Origin of the sequence: Clostridium sp. CX1, assembly GCF_025398335.1 — a bacterium.
Taxonomy (GTDB): Bacteria; Bacillota; Clostridia; order Clostridiales; family Clostridiaceae; genus Clostridium_AM; species Clostridium_AM tanneri.
The window spans coordinates 243,489-260,199 of the sequence record NZ_JAODOO010000003.1 but is presented as its reverse complement, the minus strand read 5'-3'; the positions used below and the strand labels follow the sequence as shown (position 1 = coordinate 260,199).

The following is a 16,711-nucleotide window of genomic DNA, read 5'->3' as shown; positions in this document are numbered from 1 at the left end:
TCTCCTACCTATCTATAATATTTTTAGAGCATATTATTTTTTCTACATCACTAGGTTCCACTGCCATACTGTCCCCTTTTATTGTGCACTTTAAAGTAGCCGATGCTACCCCAAAATCTAAGGCTTCCTTTAAAGTTTTCTCTTTCATTAATGAATAGATTACTCCAGCTACAAAGGCATCTCCACTTCCCACTCTCTCAATCATTCTAGTAGTTGCTTTTATTGACTCTTGAAGGTTTTCTCCTAAACCATAGGCATAATAGCTATTGTTATCTTCCTCATCATTTCTACGCTCTGTATGAAATATATATTTAAATTGAAATTCACTTTTTAATTCCTTCATTCTTGCAAATATATCTTCTTTAGTAGAATTCTCTCTATTAAACATCTCTGTGTCCTTTTCATTAACCATTATAGGCTCTATACCAAAGCACACATCAGCATAAAGTGCAAACTCTGTCATATATTTTTTAGCATCTATGGCACTGCACATCTTACTTCTGAAGTTTAAATCTATACTTATAAATATATTTCTCCTTTTAGCCTCTTTAACTATTTCTCTAACTAAATTTCTAGAGTTTTCTCCTACTGCTAGGGTAATTCCACTAAAATGAAGCCAAGTTACTTCTTCTAAAACCTTAGAAATATCAATGTCTTCAATTTTAAGTTCTGAAAAGCTGCTGTGTTTTCTATCATATATAACGCTGCTGTTTCTGACTCCTGAACTTCTTTCTAGAAAATATAAACCTATCTTTTCTCCCTTTGTTACTATATTGCTTACATCTACTCCCATCCCTCTAAAATATCTTTTTATATTTTTTGATAGTGTGTTATCTGGAAGAGCAGATAATATTGAACTTTCAATGTCCCAATAAGAAAGTGTAGAAGCTATATTAGCCTCTGACCCCCCAAAAAAATATTCAAACTCATTATTGTTACCATAAACATCAAAAGCCTTTGGAGTAAACCTTACAAGTATTTCACCTATTGAAAGAAACCTTCCCATTACCTGTCACCTGCAACTTTCCCCATGAAACTTCTTGCCTTACCTGCGATTTTTTCATGTTCATTATTTGTGCCGGAAGTAAGTATACTTCCTATTCCTAATGCATCGGCTCCACTGTTTAACCACTCTTCAATATTTTCTAGGTTAACTCCGCCAGTTACCATTACTCTTACATTCTTAATAGGTGCTTTTATAGCCTTAATATATTTAGGACCTAATACTTCTCCTGGGAATAGTTTTATAAGTTCTACGCCTTCACTTAAGGCATTTACTACTTCCGTTGGTGTGAAACACCCTGGTACGTAGTCTATTCTTTTATCCTGACAATATTTATTAATAGAACTGTGGAAGTTAGGTCCTACTATAAACTGTGCTCCTGCTTCTATTGCTTCCCTTGCAGTATCTACATTTAAAACACTTCCTGCACCTATGACTACATCAGCATATTTATTCACTAAGCCTTTAATAATCTCTGATGCATCCTTATTTGTGTAAGTAACTTCTACAATCTTTATGCCACCATGGATGGCAGCCTTAATTATCCCCTCTGCTTCTTCTTTGTTGTTCCCTCTTATAACAGCTACTATTTTATTTTTAATTATCTTATCTAATATAGTCATAATATCCTCCTATAAAAGCAAGCTCCACTTAATAGTGAAGCTTGCTTTATTAATAATCTATTTATACTCTAGCAAGATACCTTCTTTAGCCTTCATAATCACATCAGTGTTAAAAGTTACAATTTTGTGGTTATTAAGTTCTGATATTACTAGCATAGTAGTATCCTCTAATCCATTTTCTTTAATAAGTTCTCTATCGAAACTTAAAAGAAGATCACCTTTTTTCACGGTTTTTCCCTCTTCACAATGTAGTTCAAAGCCTTTACCCTTTAAAGTTACGGTATCAATTCCTACATGTATAAGAAGCTCTACCCCATCTTCCGTTCTTATGCCAACTGCATGTTTACTTTCTTTCATAACTGCAGCAATAGTTCCATCACAAGGAGAATATATCTCACCACTACTAGGTTTAATAGCAATTCCCTCTCCCATCATCTTTTGTGAGAACACCTCGTCATTAACCTTTGTTAAATCAACACTTATACCATCTGCAAAGGCATAAAATATCTTATTCTTATTTTTCTTAAATAAATTCTTAAACATATTAAACCTCTACTTTAATTCTGGCCAATAGCCTTTATTAGCTTCTATAAGATCATCTAATACTAATTTAGCAACCCTAGCACTTGGTACAGTTTTAGATAAAGTAAGTGCCTGCCATAGTTTTTGATAGCTCTTTTCTATCCACGCCTCAACAACTAACTTTTCTACGGACACTTGCTGTTCCATTAACCCCTTTTGGAATTGTGGAATCTCTCCTTGTGCTAAAGGTTCTGGCCCATCGCTTCCAACAATACATGGTACTTCAACCATAGCAGTTGGATCAAAGTTAGCAATTGCTCCCTTATTTTCTACTATACATAACATTCTTTCGTGAGTATTGTAAGCAATTGCTCTAGCTAAATCTACGATAAAGGTTGCATGAGCATCAATGTGAAATTCTCCGCCTTTTGCTGTTTTATTCTTTACAATAGCCCTTGCTGCTTCAAATACATTTTTCTCTCGTCCATCCATTACTTCGTTTGCTCTAGAATATTCTCCATTAGAATGCTCTACAACATAATCTGGATATAGGTAGTATTTTAAATAAGTGTTAGGTAAGAATCTTGGATCTACTGCTAATAAATCCTTTGCCTTTTTATGCGTTTCCTGCCAGCTCGGATCAGTGTGTTGAGTTTCTACTTCCTTTACTGTTAGGTATCCATTTTCTGCAACATATTCTTTGATTTTATCTGTTAAATCATTTCCTTGTTTGTCCTTAACGCTAGTCCACCAACCAAAGTGATTTAATCCAAAGTATCTAACTTCTAAATCACTTGGTTCCATATCTACAATACCAGCCATACGACGAAGTGTTCCTACTGGCATGTCACAGATATTTAAAACCTTTGAATTTGGCTTTAGTCTACGGCAAGCTTCTGCAACAATAGAAGCTGGGTTAGAGTAGTTAAGCATCCAACAGTTTGGTGAATACTTTTCCATTAAGTCTATTAACTCTAACATACCCCCTATACTTCTCATTCCGTAAGCAATTCCTCCTGGTCCGCAAGTTTCCTGACCAACTAATCCATACTTTAGAGGAATCTTTTCATCCTTTTCACGCATTTCATATTTTCCTACACGAATATGAGCCATACAGAAATCCACATCGGTAAATGCCTCTTCTGGATCTGTAGTATAAGAAAATTCAATGTCCGGCGCATTTTCTTTTAATACTATCTCTAAGGCTTCGCCAATAACACTTTGACGCTCACCATCATTATCATATAATTTTAATTTTCTAATGGGAAAACGGTGTACATTATCTAATAGCATCATAACTATTCCTGGAGTGAAAGTACTTCCTCCTCCTGCAATAACAATAGAATGTTTTTTCATATATATTACCTCTTTCCTCTAATTTATTTTATTCCCCAACTACCCTAATACTTTATCTAAATTAAAACTATTCTCCTACAATTCCTAAAGCTTCATCTACCATAGATCTAATTCTAGTTACCTGTAATCCGTAAATTACTTGAACATTTTCACCTTTTTTAATTACTCCTGCTGCACCTGTTCCTTTTAATGTACTTTCGTCAACCTTTGATGTATCTTCAAGAATCAATCTTAATCTTGTATAACAGTTATCTACCTTTTTGATATTTTCTTTTCCACCTAATGCTTCTATTATTACAAGTGCTTCATTTCCTGAAGCTTTTGTTTCTGTTTCTTTTTCCGCTACTGCTTTATTTTTATAATCATTTTTGCTGTAAAGTTTAACTTCTTCAGTACTGTCTTCTCTTCCAGTAGTCTTTAAATTAAGTTTAACTATTAAGAATCTAAATATTAGGTAGTAAACTGCAAACTGTGCAATACCTACTAGAATAAACATAGGCCAACCTGTTTTTGCTATACCTAATGGCAGGTTATATAATAGGAAGTCTATAAGTCCGTTAGGCCCTATTGCTCTTACATTTAATATATTTAAGGCAACCATTCCAAGTCCGCTTAATACTGCGTGTACTCCAAACAATATTGGTGCTGTAAACAGGAATGAGAACTCAATAGGTTCTGTTACTCCTGCTATTATTGATGTTACTGCTGCTGGAATAAGTATCGCTTTAGCTTTCTTTTTCTTGTCAGCATCTGCCGTATGATAAAGTGCTAAACACGCTCCTACTAGACCAAACATTTTTGATAATCCTCTAGCATCCCATATAACTGTGCTAGATAACACCTTGATTGAAGGATCTGCAATTTGTGCAAAGTAAATGTTTCTTGCTCCTTCTATAACCTTTCCTCCTATAGTTTCTATTCCTCCAAGCTGAGTATATAGAAACGGGGTATAAACTAAGTGATGTAATCCTGTTGGAATTAAAAGTCTTTCTAACATTCCATACATGAATATTCCGAAGTTACCAGACTTTTGTATATAATATCCTAAGCTTGATATTCCGAGCTGTACTGTTGGCCAAACATAAGAAAGTATAACCGCTAATATAACAACTACCGGAATTAGTATTAAAAATACTAGTCTTGAACCTCCATATATCTGGAAAGCCCCGTTAAATTCTTTTTTACAGTACTTGTTATGAAAATAAGCTACAACTATACCTAAAATTATTCCTAAGAAAACTCCCATGTCTAGAACTTGTGTTCCAAGTACCATTGCCTGACCAGATCCTCTTAATTTATCAACTGGAACTAATTTACCTGATAAACTAAGGAAGATATTCATAGCATTATTGAATATAAAATAAACTAAAACCGATGTAAAACCAGCTTCTGCCTTTTTCTCTTTTGCAAGTCCTACTGCTAAACCTACGCAGAATATTATTCCAAGGTTAGCCAGTATAGGCACTAATGATCCAGAAAGTATCTTACCAAATCCAAATATTAAGTTATTTTTTAGAAATGGTGCATATTGAGCTAGCTTAGCATTTGTTAATATATTTCCAAATGCTATCAGTATACCTACTATAGGAAGTATTAATACTGGAATAAACATAGCTTTTGAGAATCTTTGCATGGCATTCATAATCTTATCCTTCATAATTTTCACCTCTTAATTACTTTATTTTTTACAGCTTTGATTACTTAATTCTTTTTACAGCTTTATTATATATACGTTTTCATATTTTCGAAATGGATTTTGAACATGAAGAAACCTGTTAGCATAAAAGATAACAGGTTCCTCAAATCAGACTATTTATTTACTTCTATCTTCCTTTTTTGTTTCTTCATAGTATCTATAAATTAAGTACTCCATGAACATAATCATATTTGCAAAAAATGAGTTAGGCAATAAATTACCGTCATCTAGCTTGTGCATATCAAATATCTTAAAGGAAATGTCAGAAAGAACTGAAATGCTATTTTCAACTTCCTTTGTAAAAGAAACAACTAATTTATTTTTCTTTTTTGCTACTTGAACCTTATCTAATACCTCTTTAGTTTCCCCAGATTTTGATATTACTATTAGCATTTCCATATCTTCTAGATTGCTTTCAAAGCTTCCTATAGAATCTATTAGTATACTTTTTATTCCTATGCCTAGCAGCTTTTTATTAAAATATTCTCCAGCTATTTTAGAAGATCCTCTTGCATAAATAAAAATATACTTCCCTGTTCCTTTTGATAGCAATTCTACGAATCTTGTTATGTGATTTTCTTCTATATACTTAGATAAAAAATTAATGTCTGTACCTATTAATGCCTCTGATTTTTCTGTAACTCCTGTATTGCTGCTGTCTACTAGAGGGGCTATATTATAAATCATATCGATAAATCCGGTAAAACCTAATTTTTTTGAAAGCCTCATGATTGTAGATGTAGAGGTGTAGTTTTCAGCTGCAACACCTCTTACACCAATATCCATAACAGAATCAATATTATTAATTATGTATTCTAGTACCTGCTCTTCTAAAGCTGTTATCTTTTTATTATTAACAATTTTACTTAAGTCAACCTTCATTCTTCAACCACCCTCTAGTTAACATATAGATTTTAATGAATAATTTGCACAATAATATTGTGATGTATACTACATTGGAACTTACATTATATCATAGTATGATATAAGTTGACTTAGTCTTCTATATTTTCCTGTCTAAGCTGTCCACATCCACCTTTAATGTCCGCACCGAAATTATGGAATATACCACAATCTATCTTATCTTTAAGTTTATTGTAAAAATCTATTACTTCACTTTGTTTAGGGGCAGTTAACCCCTTTATATTATTGTCATTATAGGCTGAAATAATTAGCTTCAGTGGTTTCCCCTTTAACAAAGCCTCTAATCTTTGTAAATCAAGCTCTGTGTCGTTTATCCCCTTAAAAATCATATATCTTAATCTTGTCTTCCTTTTAAAGGTTTCTGCATATTTAACAGCTGCATCAATTATTGACTCTATTGAATATTTTGATGTAACTGGCATTATAGGCTTACGGCTTTCATTTGATGATGCGTGAAGAGACAGATTAAGTCTTATGTTAATTGGACTGCCTTTAAAATCACTTATTAGTTTATCTATTGTTGGTGTCAAGCCTACTGTAGCAATTTCAAAATTACCTATTTTATACTTTTCATATATATTTACTATTGCCCCTTTAACATTTTCATAATTCATAAGAGGTTCTCCCATTCCTGCAAAAACAACTGCATCTATTGGGATTAAATTCATTTCTCTACAGTAGCTAACACAAGTGTCTACCTGTTCAATTATTTCAAGAGAGGTAAGGTTTCTCACAAATCCTTGTTTTCCTGTTGCGCAGAAAAAACATCCCTGGCTGCATCCTACCTGAGAGGATACACACACTGTGCTGTGGTAGGTAAGTTTTAACTGGCTGTCGTACATGTATAAAGTTTCAATAGTATTACCATCCTCCATCTTCAATAAGTATTTTACAGAGTTATCCTTGCTTACTAACTTTTTAACTATTTCCATAACTATCACCCCATCAAAAATTTTTATTACAAAAAGCAAAAAATTCTTGAACACGAATATTCGTATTCAAGAATTTTACCATCATTCTTACTACAGTACCTCTTCCCTAAGATACAATAATGAAAAAGGCAGGTCTCCTGGCTCACGGCTTAACGATACTTTTTCCTTCCCAGTGTTAACCAGTGGATTATAAAAGTTCTACCGCTTACAGTGGTGGGACCGCTGAGGCTTCAACCTCATTCCCTATTCTCCCTTACAGGCACCTTTTTCTACCTATATTATTATGTCAATAAAAGGATATTCCTTTATAAAATTATTATAACTAATAATTCCTAACTTTACAACTACATCATTTTTAATTATAAATTTTTTCTAAGCTAATAATAACAAATAACTGGACTACCTGCCTGTATATTGTAGAATATTTCCCTTGCTAGATAATAAGGGCAGTTTACACAACCGTGAGAGCCATTTGTTCTGTAAATATTTCCTCCAAAAGCACCTCTCCAGTTTGCGTCATGAATTCCTATACCTCCATTAAAGGGCATCCAAAAACTAACAGGTGAACTATAGTCCTGACCCCTTAATACAGTATCTGCTTGTTTATATTTTAGTCTATAAATGCCCTTAGGTGTTCCGTGGTTACTGCTTATATTGCCTGTAACAATATCTCCTTGTACCACTAGGGAGCCATTTTTATAAAACCATAAATGTTGGTTTGTCATATCTATTTCTACATAGGTATTACCAATACCATTTTTATTATGAGATAAAGCAGTTTGGCTATATGTTGGTTCTTTTGTTATAGTTTGTCCTTCTTTGATGATTGTATTTAAATCCTGTATTTCCTTGGCAATATTAATCGACCAACCATAATCGCCACCATCAATATCTATTGTTTTTCCTGAAGATGTAACAAAGTTCCTCAACTTACCAACTGTGTTGTAAGCACTAAAAATCTCTTCTAAGCTGGTTCTCACTTTTTCCTCATCAACAGTAATTTCAAGGTTTTCATTAATCTTAAGCCACTTGTTTATTTCTGAACCAGCTATAGTTTCTTTAGATTCTCCAAAAACATAGGTAATTTTTGAAGATACGTACTTATTAAGAATATCTTTCACTTTTATAATTTCAGGGGATTTAGAAGTATACTTAGGGCGAACATAACAATCTGTTGTTTCCAAATCTATCGAAGTTTCCTCCTTAGATATCGCTTTTACTATTTGTCTGTATAAAATATCCTTATCCACCTTATTTCCATTCACTTCACTTATAATGACATAACCCTTATCTTCATACTTGAAGCTAGGGTTTTTAGGCTCAACTACATTGCTGCTGTTAAAGCAAGGAAGCTTGTCTATTTTTTCTTTTAATAGTCTGTTATCATAAGAAAGTTCCTCTGCCATTTTGGATTCTTCTTTATCAAAAGGTGCTAAAACCCACCTGTAAGGATTTTGTTTATCTTTGAACTCTTTATAACTCCTACTCGGATTATACTTTAAATTAATATCAGGTCCTCTAATTTCTTCCTCTTTACCACCTCTCTCCTTTAGATTTAATCTATATGACTGTAGTTTAGAAGCCATTTGTTCCTTTGTCTCCTCTACAGTTTTACCAGAAACATTGATTCCATTAATTTCAGAGCCAAAGTAAAAGCGATTTGTAAAATATGCCACCGTCCCCATATACGTGATAAGTAAAACCCAAAGAATAATCATGATACCCATGATTATTCTATTTCCTTTTTCCGTTTCCGTGATACTCATCCCCTTTATAATTAAAATAAAGATTTAAATGGATATTTGTTTTTAAGATTAATGAATTTTGTGTTAATAACACATACATTTTATTTTATGTTGTGATATTTATACTTAAGACAATTATTATTAATTTTTAGTAGAGAAATATATTTTTCGTGATGATAGTAAATATAAGGGCGTCTACTGAATTGTTAATTTACCAAACTAAATAAGGTAGCTCAGCTGAGCTACCTTATTTAGTAGTATTTATATTTTTTTAGACCAATTAAATTTTACATGCCTTCCCCTGCAACATATCTTACTCTATAGGTGCCATAAGTATTCTTCCAGTTCCACGGTACACATTAACTAAACCTTCACCTGAAACCGCAGAACCAATCAAACTTTTACTGGACTTTTCAACTCTAAAATCTAGCGAATCAGACCATGCAATGGCATAATTTCCATCAATTCTAACTTCATCATTTTCAAGTACGAATTCTATAAGTTCATCTCTAGGTACAGGACTCTCTAATACAGCGATTCCTTCACCTCTAAGAGATAAATTGAATAATCCTTCCTTTCCCATCATTGCCGAAGAAAGATTAGTTCTAGCTACTACCTTTTGTTGAACCTTGGATTCACAGGCAAGAAAAAGTCCATCATCTAGTACTATTCCACCCCATTCTGAAACCTCTTCAAGTAAAATGTGTTTATATGTAGGCTCTAACATTAATAAACCATTTCCTTGATATTTAGGCTTGATTGCAGATTCTTTTGTTACCTTAGAAGATAAAGCTTTACCAAATAAGTCACCAATCCCCTTAACATCTGCAGCCATACTAACAGCCCCTGAAGTCCACTGCATTGCTCCTGCACTAATTGTATAAGCACTATCTTTTAATTCAATCAAAACCTGTCTCTTTCTAACATTCATTTCTGAAGCAAAATATGCAGCCACAGCATTTGTAGCACTTACACTTAAATCTTTCTTATACTCGAGAACCTTTACATTTCCTCTAGTCTCTACTATTTCTATGTTTTTATTTTCATAGAGATTTTTACATGTTACCATTTTAATTTCTCCTCCTCTTATAAGTTACTATTATTTATTACCATAATACAATTTTATGCACTTATAGTAAGGTAATTATATGATAAGTATTATGAAAATCCAATCAATAAGAAAGCCTCCTAAAACAACTTAATTTGTTCCTCTATTTTAAATCTTGATGCAACAATTACTTCTCTTTCTTCTTCTCCTTTTATATGTTCACTTCTCAAATACTTAACTCCACTTTTAAGCTTAGATGATATAAGATTTAAAACATAAATATTGTCAAATCTATTATATATAGAATCTCCACCAAGTCCTGTTAAACATATAAGCTGAGTATTGCTCTTTTTGGCAATATCTATTAGTGGTTTTAAAAGGTGAGCTGAACTTGTTTGAGCAAAAGGATTATCCATTATAAGTACCTTTCCACTTTCTTTTCTGCTAAATACATCACTTTCATCTTTTCTCATATAAGATAATAGACTTGATAATATTATAAAAGCTGAAAGGAAACCCTCTCCACCTGAGTTTTTTGAAACCTCATCCCAGCTGATTTGTTTTTGCTTATCCTCTTCTATTTTGTATAATTTAATATTTACTGTTCCTATTCCAACCACTTCATCATATAACTTATTTATATTGATATTATTACTAATAATATCTTCTATATCCTCATTTTGCTCTAAGGCATTTATACTTTGATTTCTCACTTGTTCAATATAATCTTTTAGTCTAACCTTATAAACTTCCTTGTTTTCTTCCCAATCAGATACACTTATATTCAGCATCTTAAGTCTCTTACTTCCAATGGTTATTGATGAGTTATCATCTATTTTTTCAATATTTTCATGGACATCTTTTATATATTCTAGCAAGCTCTCTAATATTTTTCCTTCTTCTTTTTCTATAAGTTCAATATCTGCCATTAATTTTTCTATAAGACTTTCATAGGAATTTACAATAAGACTTAACTGCTCCTTAAACTCTTTTGGCCTTCCTTTTAGGTCTTTCAGTGTTTGGATTGGCTCTTTAAATAGGCTTTCATATTTAAATTCATCCTTTATTTCAAGATCAACCACTAAATCAGTAAGCTTTTTTTCCTTCTGAAGCTCCTGCTCTCTTATAATATTTAAATCTCTTTTAAGCTTTCCAACTGCAGTATCTAAGTCTTTTAAATCTATATCTACCTCCACCTTAGCTAAAATATTTAGATCGTTAAACTCATTTAAACTACTTAAATTATTTTCAATCTTTAACTTTAATTTATTAACCCCTGACCTTTTCTTATTAGCTTCATTAATTTCCAATTTTAATTTTTCTATTTCCAGTCTAAAATCCTTATCTATTAATAAACTCTTAGCTTTTGGTTCTTCTATACTAAATTTATCTTTCAAGCTAATATACAAGTCATCTAACTTGCTTTTTGCAACAGCAGCAGCATTAATAAACCTGTTGTATTTATCCTTTAAATTATCATAGCTTATATTCTCTTTGTGAAGTTCGTCTTTTAATTGCAGCTCCTTCTGTATATCGTAAATTTCATTAATATACTCAGCTTCTTTTATCTCATATTTATTAACTTTTAAGTTAAGCTCTTTTTCAACCTCTCTAAACTTATCAGAAAGCTCCTTTATTTTATCTTTTAATTCCTGTTCTGTACTTGTAATATCCTTTGTCAGAGCATTATATTCAGATATTAAGTCTTCTTTATCCTTTTCAACTATAGTTCCCGATTTATAAATGCTAAAATTTGAAAGTTCTCTTGAATGTTTCCCTTCCATATTCTCATAACTATTAATTGCACTATTGCACTCAGTTATTTCTTTTTCTATGTCGTCCCTTCGACCTTCTGCTGTATCAATTTGATTTTGCAATACGCTCAATTCTTCCATAACTCTTTTAAGGGAATTCTTATTTTTCTTATATTTTTCATAGGCTTCTATGAGTTCTTTAAAAGCTTTTGCTTTATTACTATTTTTTTCAATACCCCTCTCTAAAAGCTTTCCTCTTTGTTCATAACTTTTTATCTCACCTTTAATATTTAATATATTTTTCTCTAAATCAAGTTCTACTCGCCTTAAACTTAGAAGTTGATCTCCTAACAATTTAATTTCTTTTTTTAATCCCTCGTATAGTTCAAGTGTTAAAGGTGAATACTTAATCAGATTTCTTTTTTCTTCATAAAAGCCAATATTTTGTCGCTTGTCGTTTATCTTTGTTTCCAAAGCTTTTATTTCTGCTTCTCTACTATTTATTAGTTTTAAAAGCTCTCTTTCATTTAGCAGCTTATCATTAAAGGATATAAAGAAGTTTACTCCATCTAGGTTAACAATACCTTCGCTTATGCTTCCAAAACTCTTTTCAATATCTTTTCTATTAATTATTGATATTGGCAAAGAGGTAAATATATCTAAACATTCTTTTTCTAAAAGCTCAATTTCCTTATCATCCATTATCAAGGAATAGGGAATAAAGGGATTATTCTCTATAAGCTCTTCGTTCTTCTCCAATGGATATCCATTTTTCTTTAGCCATTCCATTCCATAAGTTATACTGATATCCTTCTCCCTAAGTTTTTCCTCGATGTCCTTAGATAGCTCTAAAACCTTTCCAGTTTTAAGCTTTATTAGTTCGCTGCTTATGCTATCAAATAGTTTTTTAAACTTTAATTCATCCTCTTTTAATAGATCTATCTTTCTATCGAAAGCATTAATTATGCTGTCATTGTCAAAAGCCTTGCCTGCTTCAAAATCAATAAACTTAATTATTTCTTTTCTTCTCTCTAATTCTTCCTCGACTTTTTCAAGCTCTAACTTTTTATTACCTAATTTATTTTCAACATTAGATATTTCCTTTACATTTTTAATTCTTTTACTCTCATTACTTTTTAGTTTTCCTTCGTTATCCAATATTTTTTCAGTAATGATCTTTTTTTCTTTATTTAGAACAAACTCTTCGTCATTAATTTGCTTACCAATAACCAGTAATTTGTCCTCATCGAAATATCCTTCAATATTTCTAAATAAATTTAAATCATAACTGCTATTAAAGCTTTCTTCTAACTTATCAAAGAATCCTATTTCAGATGATAGACTTCCTTTTCTGTCATTAAGATTGTTTAGTTCCCTTCGATTAACCTTCAGTTTATCAATAATAGTATCCTTTTCCCTTGCTAAGCTTTCTTTCAGTTTAATTTTATGTAATTTTTCTGTTTTTGCAGCTTCTAACTCTTTTTCTATAATTTCTTTTATTGTAAAACCTAAATTATTAATACGAGGGGCATTGTCCTTATTTTTCTTATTTAAAACATATAATTTAGTTTCTTGTTCCTGAAGTTCTTTTGAAGTGTTTTGGTAACTCCTATGTATCTTTGCACATTCTAAAATATTTTGTTTTTTTACTAAACAATTCTTTCTATGTTCACTTTCATTGACTAACTCTTCTTGATTTTTGATAGAAGCTTCTAGATTATGTATTTCATCTTGTTTTTTATAAATTTTTATAGATTCCTCTTCATACTGAAGCTCTTGAATTTTATCATTAAGCTCTTTAGCTAGTACTTCTAATGCTTCATCTTCCTTTTCTTTATCTTTAAAACTTTCTCTTAAATATTCCATTACATTTGCTATATAATTTTTAATCTCTTCTCTCTTTAGAGTGGTTCCTATGAATTCATCACAACATGAAAATATATCCTTAGATAATTCACTAAAGAGTTCTAACTTTGCTTTCTTATCTATATTTGCTTTATTTTGTTTATACTGCTTAATGTATCTATCTAGCAGCTGTCTATAGTTACCAATTCTATCTTCATCAGTTCTTAGTTTATTTTCAATAGCTGGCAAAAACCATTCTTTAACTAATCCGCTGCTGTCCTTTGCCTTAGTAAAAAGTTCTGACAGGCCAGATTCTTTAATATTTATTTGTTTAATTATAGTTTCCCATTCCCTATGATTTATCTTATATTCTTCTAATTTGCTAAAGTAATTTTTTGTGGTTATAGAATTATTCATATCATAATAATTAAACTTTAGGTTTTTATCCTTTTTTAAATTCTCAAACAAACTTTTACAGTTGGTAAAGCTCTTTACTACTCTTCTATCACTTTTCTCTTCAATTATAGGTATGCTGTCAATATCATAGTGATTTTTTACCTTGTACTCATGGATAAAGTTTATAATGTCAAGTTTCTCCTTAGAATTTTCATCAGAAGCAGCTTCTTTTTTTCTCACCATCATACCTGTGAGTAAATAACCTGCTCCATCATCAAGTTTCCATTCTACCAATATGTATGTAGGCGTAGGAGAGGTAAAATAACCTTCAAAGGCTCTATTTGTTGTATTTCTGTATCTTCTATTAACAAAAGGTGCCGTAACCATCTGTACAAGTACAGATTTTCCTCCTCCGTTTCTTAAATTAAGCATAGTATTTTCGCCATCTAAATAAAAGGTCTCATCATCTATTTTCATAGTATTATAATTATAGCTTAAGTTTACAAATCTGATTTTGTTTATCTTACTCATTTATCTCTTCTCCTAAGGCTTTTAGAACCCTATTGTAATTATTTTTATTTAAAAGGTTCCAATCCATAAAATTATCCAGCTTTTTAGTGGTTTTAATCATATCATCACCTTTAATATAATAAATTAAACCTTGGGTATCTAAAAAATCTAAAATCGTATTTATAAAACCTTCTTTAGTGGTCTTGGAGGTGCTTTTATTATCACTGCTCTTTAAGGCTTCAAACCGCTCAAGTATATTTTCAAAGGCAATTCCCCTATCTCCATTATCTAATGACCTGTCAATGCCAGCCTTTAATCTATCAGTAATAATATTCAGAAACTCTCCAACCTTAATATACTCTCTGGACTTGCTGGTAATACTTTGAGATCCATAAAACTCTACCAAGAGGGTCAATATTACAAATTGAGATAGATAATAATCCTTATCATTTGCCCCAGATTTACACAATGCTCTTTTAAGTTCACCTTTTGAATACCCTATGAAATCGTTATCTTCCTTTGGTATTAAATACACAATTCCACCGTATTTTTTAACATAACATTCTGAAGCTTCTCCAAGTTCCTTTACAAGCTCAGTTATATTTTGATTTTCCGAATAGCCTTTATAGAGCTCTTCCTCACCTTCTTTTAGTTCACCATTCTTTAGTAAATAATAAAATATCTTATTGCTAATCCTGATTTCTTCAGTAGTATATGCCATTACAAAGTTAATCCTCCTGACTTTTTAATCTCAATAGAGATATCCGAGCATATGAAATTCTTTATATCTCCATTTTCATTTAGCAAACCTTCTAACTTGACATCTTCGTTGTCCAATGCTTTTTCAACGGTTATCTTTGCTATTTTTTTAAAACTGCTGTTTGCATCAATGATTTCTAATATACTTTTGTTAAGTTGAAATTCTATTTCTCCAGATTCAACAGAATTTTTTCTTTCTTCTCTTATTTCAGCTATATCTATAGTTCTGTTTTTAAGCAGTTCAATAATTACTTCTCTAAATATTTCTACTGTTGGTATCAAAGTATTCATTAATACTTGGCTTTCCTTTATTAAAGAGTTAATTTCACCTAAAGTAATTTTCCCTCGGGTAATTGCCAGTTCCAAAACTACCTCTATTACCCCTTTATACTTTTCTAGCCTTTCTAACTTTTTCTTATTTTCAGCTTCAGTAAGTGCCTTTTCATCAAAGGAGAGTTCCTCATCTTCTTCTATTTCAACTTTTCTAATTACCTTTTGATATTCTAAAGCTTTGTTAATGTTATAGAACTTTCTCTGCTGCATTCTAAATAATGGCCTTAAAAATATATCAATATCCTCTAATTTATTTGGGTTGTCTAGTATTTTATCATAGACCTCTGTTCTAAAATTAAATCTTTCGATTAATGACATTTTTGAAATGTTCTCCAGTTCTTTACCATAAACCTCCTTCAAATCAAAGTGCTTTTTTAAAACTCTTTGATCTTCGTCAATGGTTCTACTTAGGTATTTTTCAATTATTTTTAAATTATTAAGATTTTCTTCTTCCTCTTTAGTTAGCTCTTTAATATGTATATCATGTTCAATAAACTCATTAATTTTCTCATTTACCGTCTCTCTATGTATAATGAACTGCTTTTTAGTACTACTTAAAAGTTCTAAGTTTCCTGACATCATAGCCTTATATTCTTCTGTTGAATAGGCAAGGGGATTTTCCCTTATCTTTCTTATGGCATCTTCCATACTTTGCACCCTTATTCTGAGCATGTTGAATATATTTTTAATATCATCTACTGCCTTATCATAGGAGGCTTTTTCTAGATGCATTTTAAATACAATTTCATGGATGGTAATTTTTAAATTCTCCTCTATTTCCAAAGTAGATAAAAGAAGAGAATAGCCATCATCAGTCAATGAATAGGAAACCCTTCTCACCCCTTCAATATATTCCATTTTGTTTCTGATAAAACTTATATTTATATCCTTATATTGTCCCTCTTTAAAATTATAAGCTTTGAAGTACATAGCATTTCCTTCATCACACAAGATTGTGTTAACTATAAACTCACTTAGCTCCCTGCACTCCTCATAGGAAATTCCCTTTTTAAAGTGAAGATTATTAACCTCATCAATAAAAACAGCTATATGATCAATAGTACATAGCTCTTCCTTTAGAGATTGCTCCATTATGTAAAGTAATACCGAAAATATTAGGTTATCTTGTTCATAGCCTTCTTCAAAACCATACCTTTTCCAGGTGCCTTTAGCTATACTATTCCTAAAAAGCAAGGCATAGGCACCGATTTTTTTCATTCTAATATGCTGTACATCTAAAAAGATTAAATCCATTTTATCCTCCA

General features: G+C 31.4%; 12 protein-coding genes and 1 riboswitch. All 12 genes read right to left on the bottom strand.

The annotated features are described in order from the left end of the window. Window positions 1-4: 4 nt before the first annotated feature. Window positions 5-1,006: a sugar kinase gene (locus N4T77_RS04855; RefSeq protein ID WP_261670613.1), complete on the bottom strand. Its 1,002-nt coding sequence runs from the start codon at window positions 1,004-1,006 to the stop codon at window positions 5-7. Continuing rightward, on the bottom strand, window positions 1,006-1,626 hold the full coding sequence (locus tag N4T77_RS04850; protein WP_261670612.1) for a bifunctional 2-keto-4-hydroxyglutarate aldolase/2-keto-3-deoxy-6-phosphogluconate aldolase: 621 nt from the start codon (window positions 1,624-1,626) through the stop codon (window positions 1,006-1,008). The genes N4T77_RS04855 and N4T77_RS04850 overlap by 1 nt, the downstream gene beginning before the upstream one ends. 57 nt (window positions 1,627-1,683) lie before the next feature. Then, entirely contained in the window at window positions 1,684-2,169 is a 486-nt protein-coding gene (locus N4T77_RS04845) for a PTS glucose transporter subunit IIA (protein WP_261670611.1), read from the bottom strand. 9 nt (window positions 2,170-2,178) lie between these two features. Further along, window positions 2,179-3,504 (bottom strand): 6-phospho-alpha-glucosidase, encoded by a 1,326-nt coding sequence (locus N4T77_RS04840; protein WP_261670610.1) that lies wholly within the window; start codon window positions 3,502-3,504, stop codon window positions 2,179-2,181. Window positions 3,505-3,571: 67 nt separating this feature from the next. Then, on the bottom strand, window positions 3,572-5,161 hold the full coding sequence (locus N4T77_RS04835; protein ID WP_261670609.1) for a PTS transporter subunit EIIC: 1,590 nt from the start codon (window positions 5,159-5,161) through the stop codon (window positions 3,572-3,574). 156 nt (window positions 5,162-5,317) lie between these two features. After that, window positions 5,318-6,082: a MurR/RpiR family transcriptional regulator gene (locus N4T77_RS04830; RefSeq protein ID WP_261670608.1), complete on the bottom strand. Its 765-nt coding sequence runs from the start codon at window positions 6,080-6,082 to the stop codon at window positions 5,318-5,320. Between the two features lie 113 nt (window positions 6,083-6,195). Beyond that, the gene (locus tag N4T77_RS04825) at window positions 6,196-7,056 is read right to left on the bottom strand and encodes a radical SAM protein (RefSeq protein WP_261670607.1); all 861 of its coding nucleotides are present in this window, start codon (window positions 7,054-7,056) and stop codon (window positions 6,196-6,198) included. Between the two features lie 109 nt (window positions 7,057-7,165). Then, window positions 7,166-7,338: riboswitch (cobalamin riboswitch) on the bottom strand. A 95-nt stretch (window positions 7,339-7,433) separates the two neighbouring features. Beyond that, window positions 7,434-8,822, bottom strand: coding sequence for a L,D-transpeptidase family protein (locus N4T77_RS04820; protein ID WP_261670606.1), 1,389 nt, complete (start codon window positions 8,820-8,822; stop codon window positions 7,434-7,436). Window positions 8,823-9,114: 292 nt separating this feature from the next. Further along, window positions 9,115-9,870 carry an AIM24 family protein gene (locus tag N4T77_RS04815; protein ID WP_261670605.1) on the bottom strand — a complete coding sequence of 252 codons (756 nt, stop codon included), beginning with the start codon at window positions 9,868-9,870 and terminating at the stop codon, window positions 9,115-9,117. Window positions 9,871-9,989: 119 nt separating this feature from the next. After that, the gene (locus N4T77_RS04810) at window positions 9,990-14,375 is read right to left on the bottom strand and encodes a hypothetical protein (protein WP_261670604.1); all 4,386 of its coding nucleotides are present in this window, start codon (window positions 14,373-14,375) and stop codon (window positions 9,990-9,992) included. Then, window positions 14,368-15,075, bottom strand: a complete 708-nt coding sequence (locus tag N4T77_RS04805) for a DUF6063 family protein (RefSeq protein ID WP_261670603.1) — start codon at window positions 15,073-15,075, stop codon at window positions 14,368-14,370. Before N4T77_RS04805 ends, N4T77_RS04810 begins: the two co-directional genes overlap by 8 nt. Beyond that, window positions 15,075-16,700, bottom strand: coding sequence for a hypothetical protein (locus N4T77_RS04800; protein ID WP_261670602.1), 1,626 nt, complete (start codon window positions 16,698-16,700; stop codon window positions 15,075-15,077). Before N4T77_RS04800 ends, N4T77_RS04805 begins: the two co-directional genes overlap by 1 nt. Window positions 16,701-16,711: the final 11 nt, after the last annotated feature.

What these genes read in the sequence shown, in the direction of transcription:
- N4T77_RS04815 (WP_261670605.1), bottom strand. Translation starts at nt 9,870, where the DNA reads ATGGTAACATGTAAAAATCTCTATGAAAATAAAAACATAGAAATAGTA.
- N4T77_RS04850 (WP_261670612.1), bottom strand. Translation starts at nt 1,626, where the DNA reads ATGACTATATTAGATAAGATAATTAAAAATAAAATAGTAGCTGTTATA.
- N4T77_RS04855 (WP_261670613.1), bottom strand. Translation starts at nt 1,006, where the DNA reads ATGGGAAGGTTTCTTTCAATAGGTGAAATACTTGTAAGGTTTACTCCA.
- N4T77_RS04800 (WP_261670602.1), bottom strand. Translation starts at nt 16,700, where the DNA reads ATGGATTTAATCTTTTTAGATGTACAGCATATTAGAATGAAAAAAATC.
- N4T77_RS04840 (WP_261670610.1), bottom strand. Translation starts at nt 3,504, where the DNA reads ATGAAAAAACATTCTATTGTTATTGCAGGAGGAGGAAGTACTTTCACT.
- N4T77_RS04835 (WP_261670609.1), bottom strand. Translation starts at nt 5,161, where the DNA reads ATGAAGGATAAGATTATGAATGCCATGCAAAGATTCTCAAAAGCTATG.
- N4T77_RS04820 (WP_261670606.1), bottom strand. Translation starts at nt 8,822, where the DNA reads ATGAGTATCACGGAAACGGAAAAAGGAAATAGAATAATCATGGGTATC.
- N4T77_RS04805 (WP_261670603.1), bottom strand. Translation starts at nt 15,075, where the DNA reads ATGGCATATACTACTGAAGAAATCAGGATTAGCAATAAGATATTTTAT.
- N4T77_RS04830 (WP_261670608.1), bottom strand. Translation starts at nt 6,082, where the DNA reads ATGAAGGTTGACTTAAGTAAAATTGTTAATAATAAAAAGATAACAGCT.
- N4T77_RS04810 (WP_261670604.1), bottom strand. Translation starts at nt 14,375, where the DNA reads ATGAGTAAGATAAACAAAATCAGATTTGTAAACTTAAGCTATAATTAT.
- N4T77_RS04825 (WP_261670607.1), bottom strand. Translation starts at nt 7,056, where the DNA reads ATGGAAATAGTTAAAAAGTTAGTAAGCAAGGATAACTCTGTAAAATAC.
- N4T77_RS04845 (WP_261670611.1), bottom strand. Translation starts at nt 2,169, where the DNA reads ATGTTTAAGAATTTATTTAAGAAAAATAAGAATAAGATATTTTATGCC.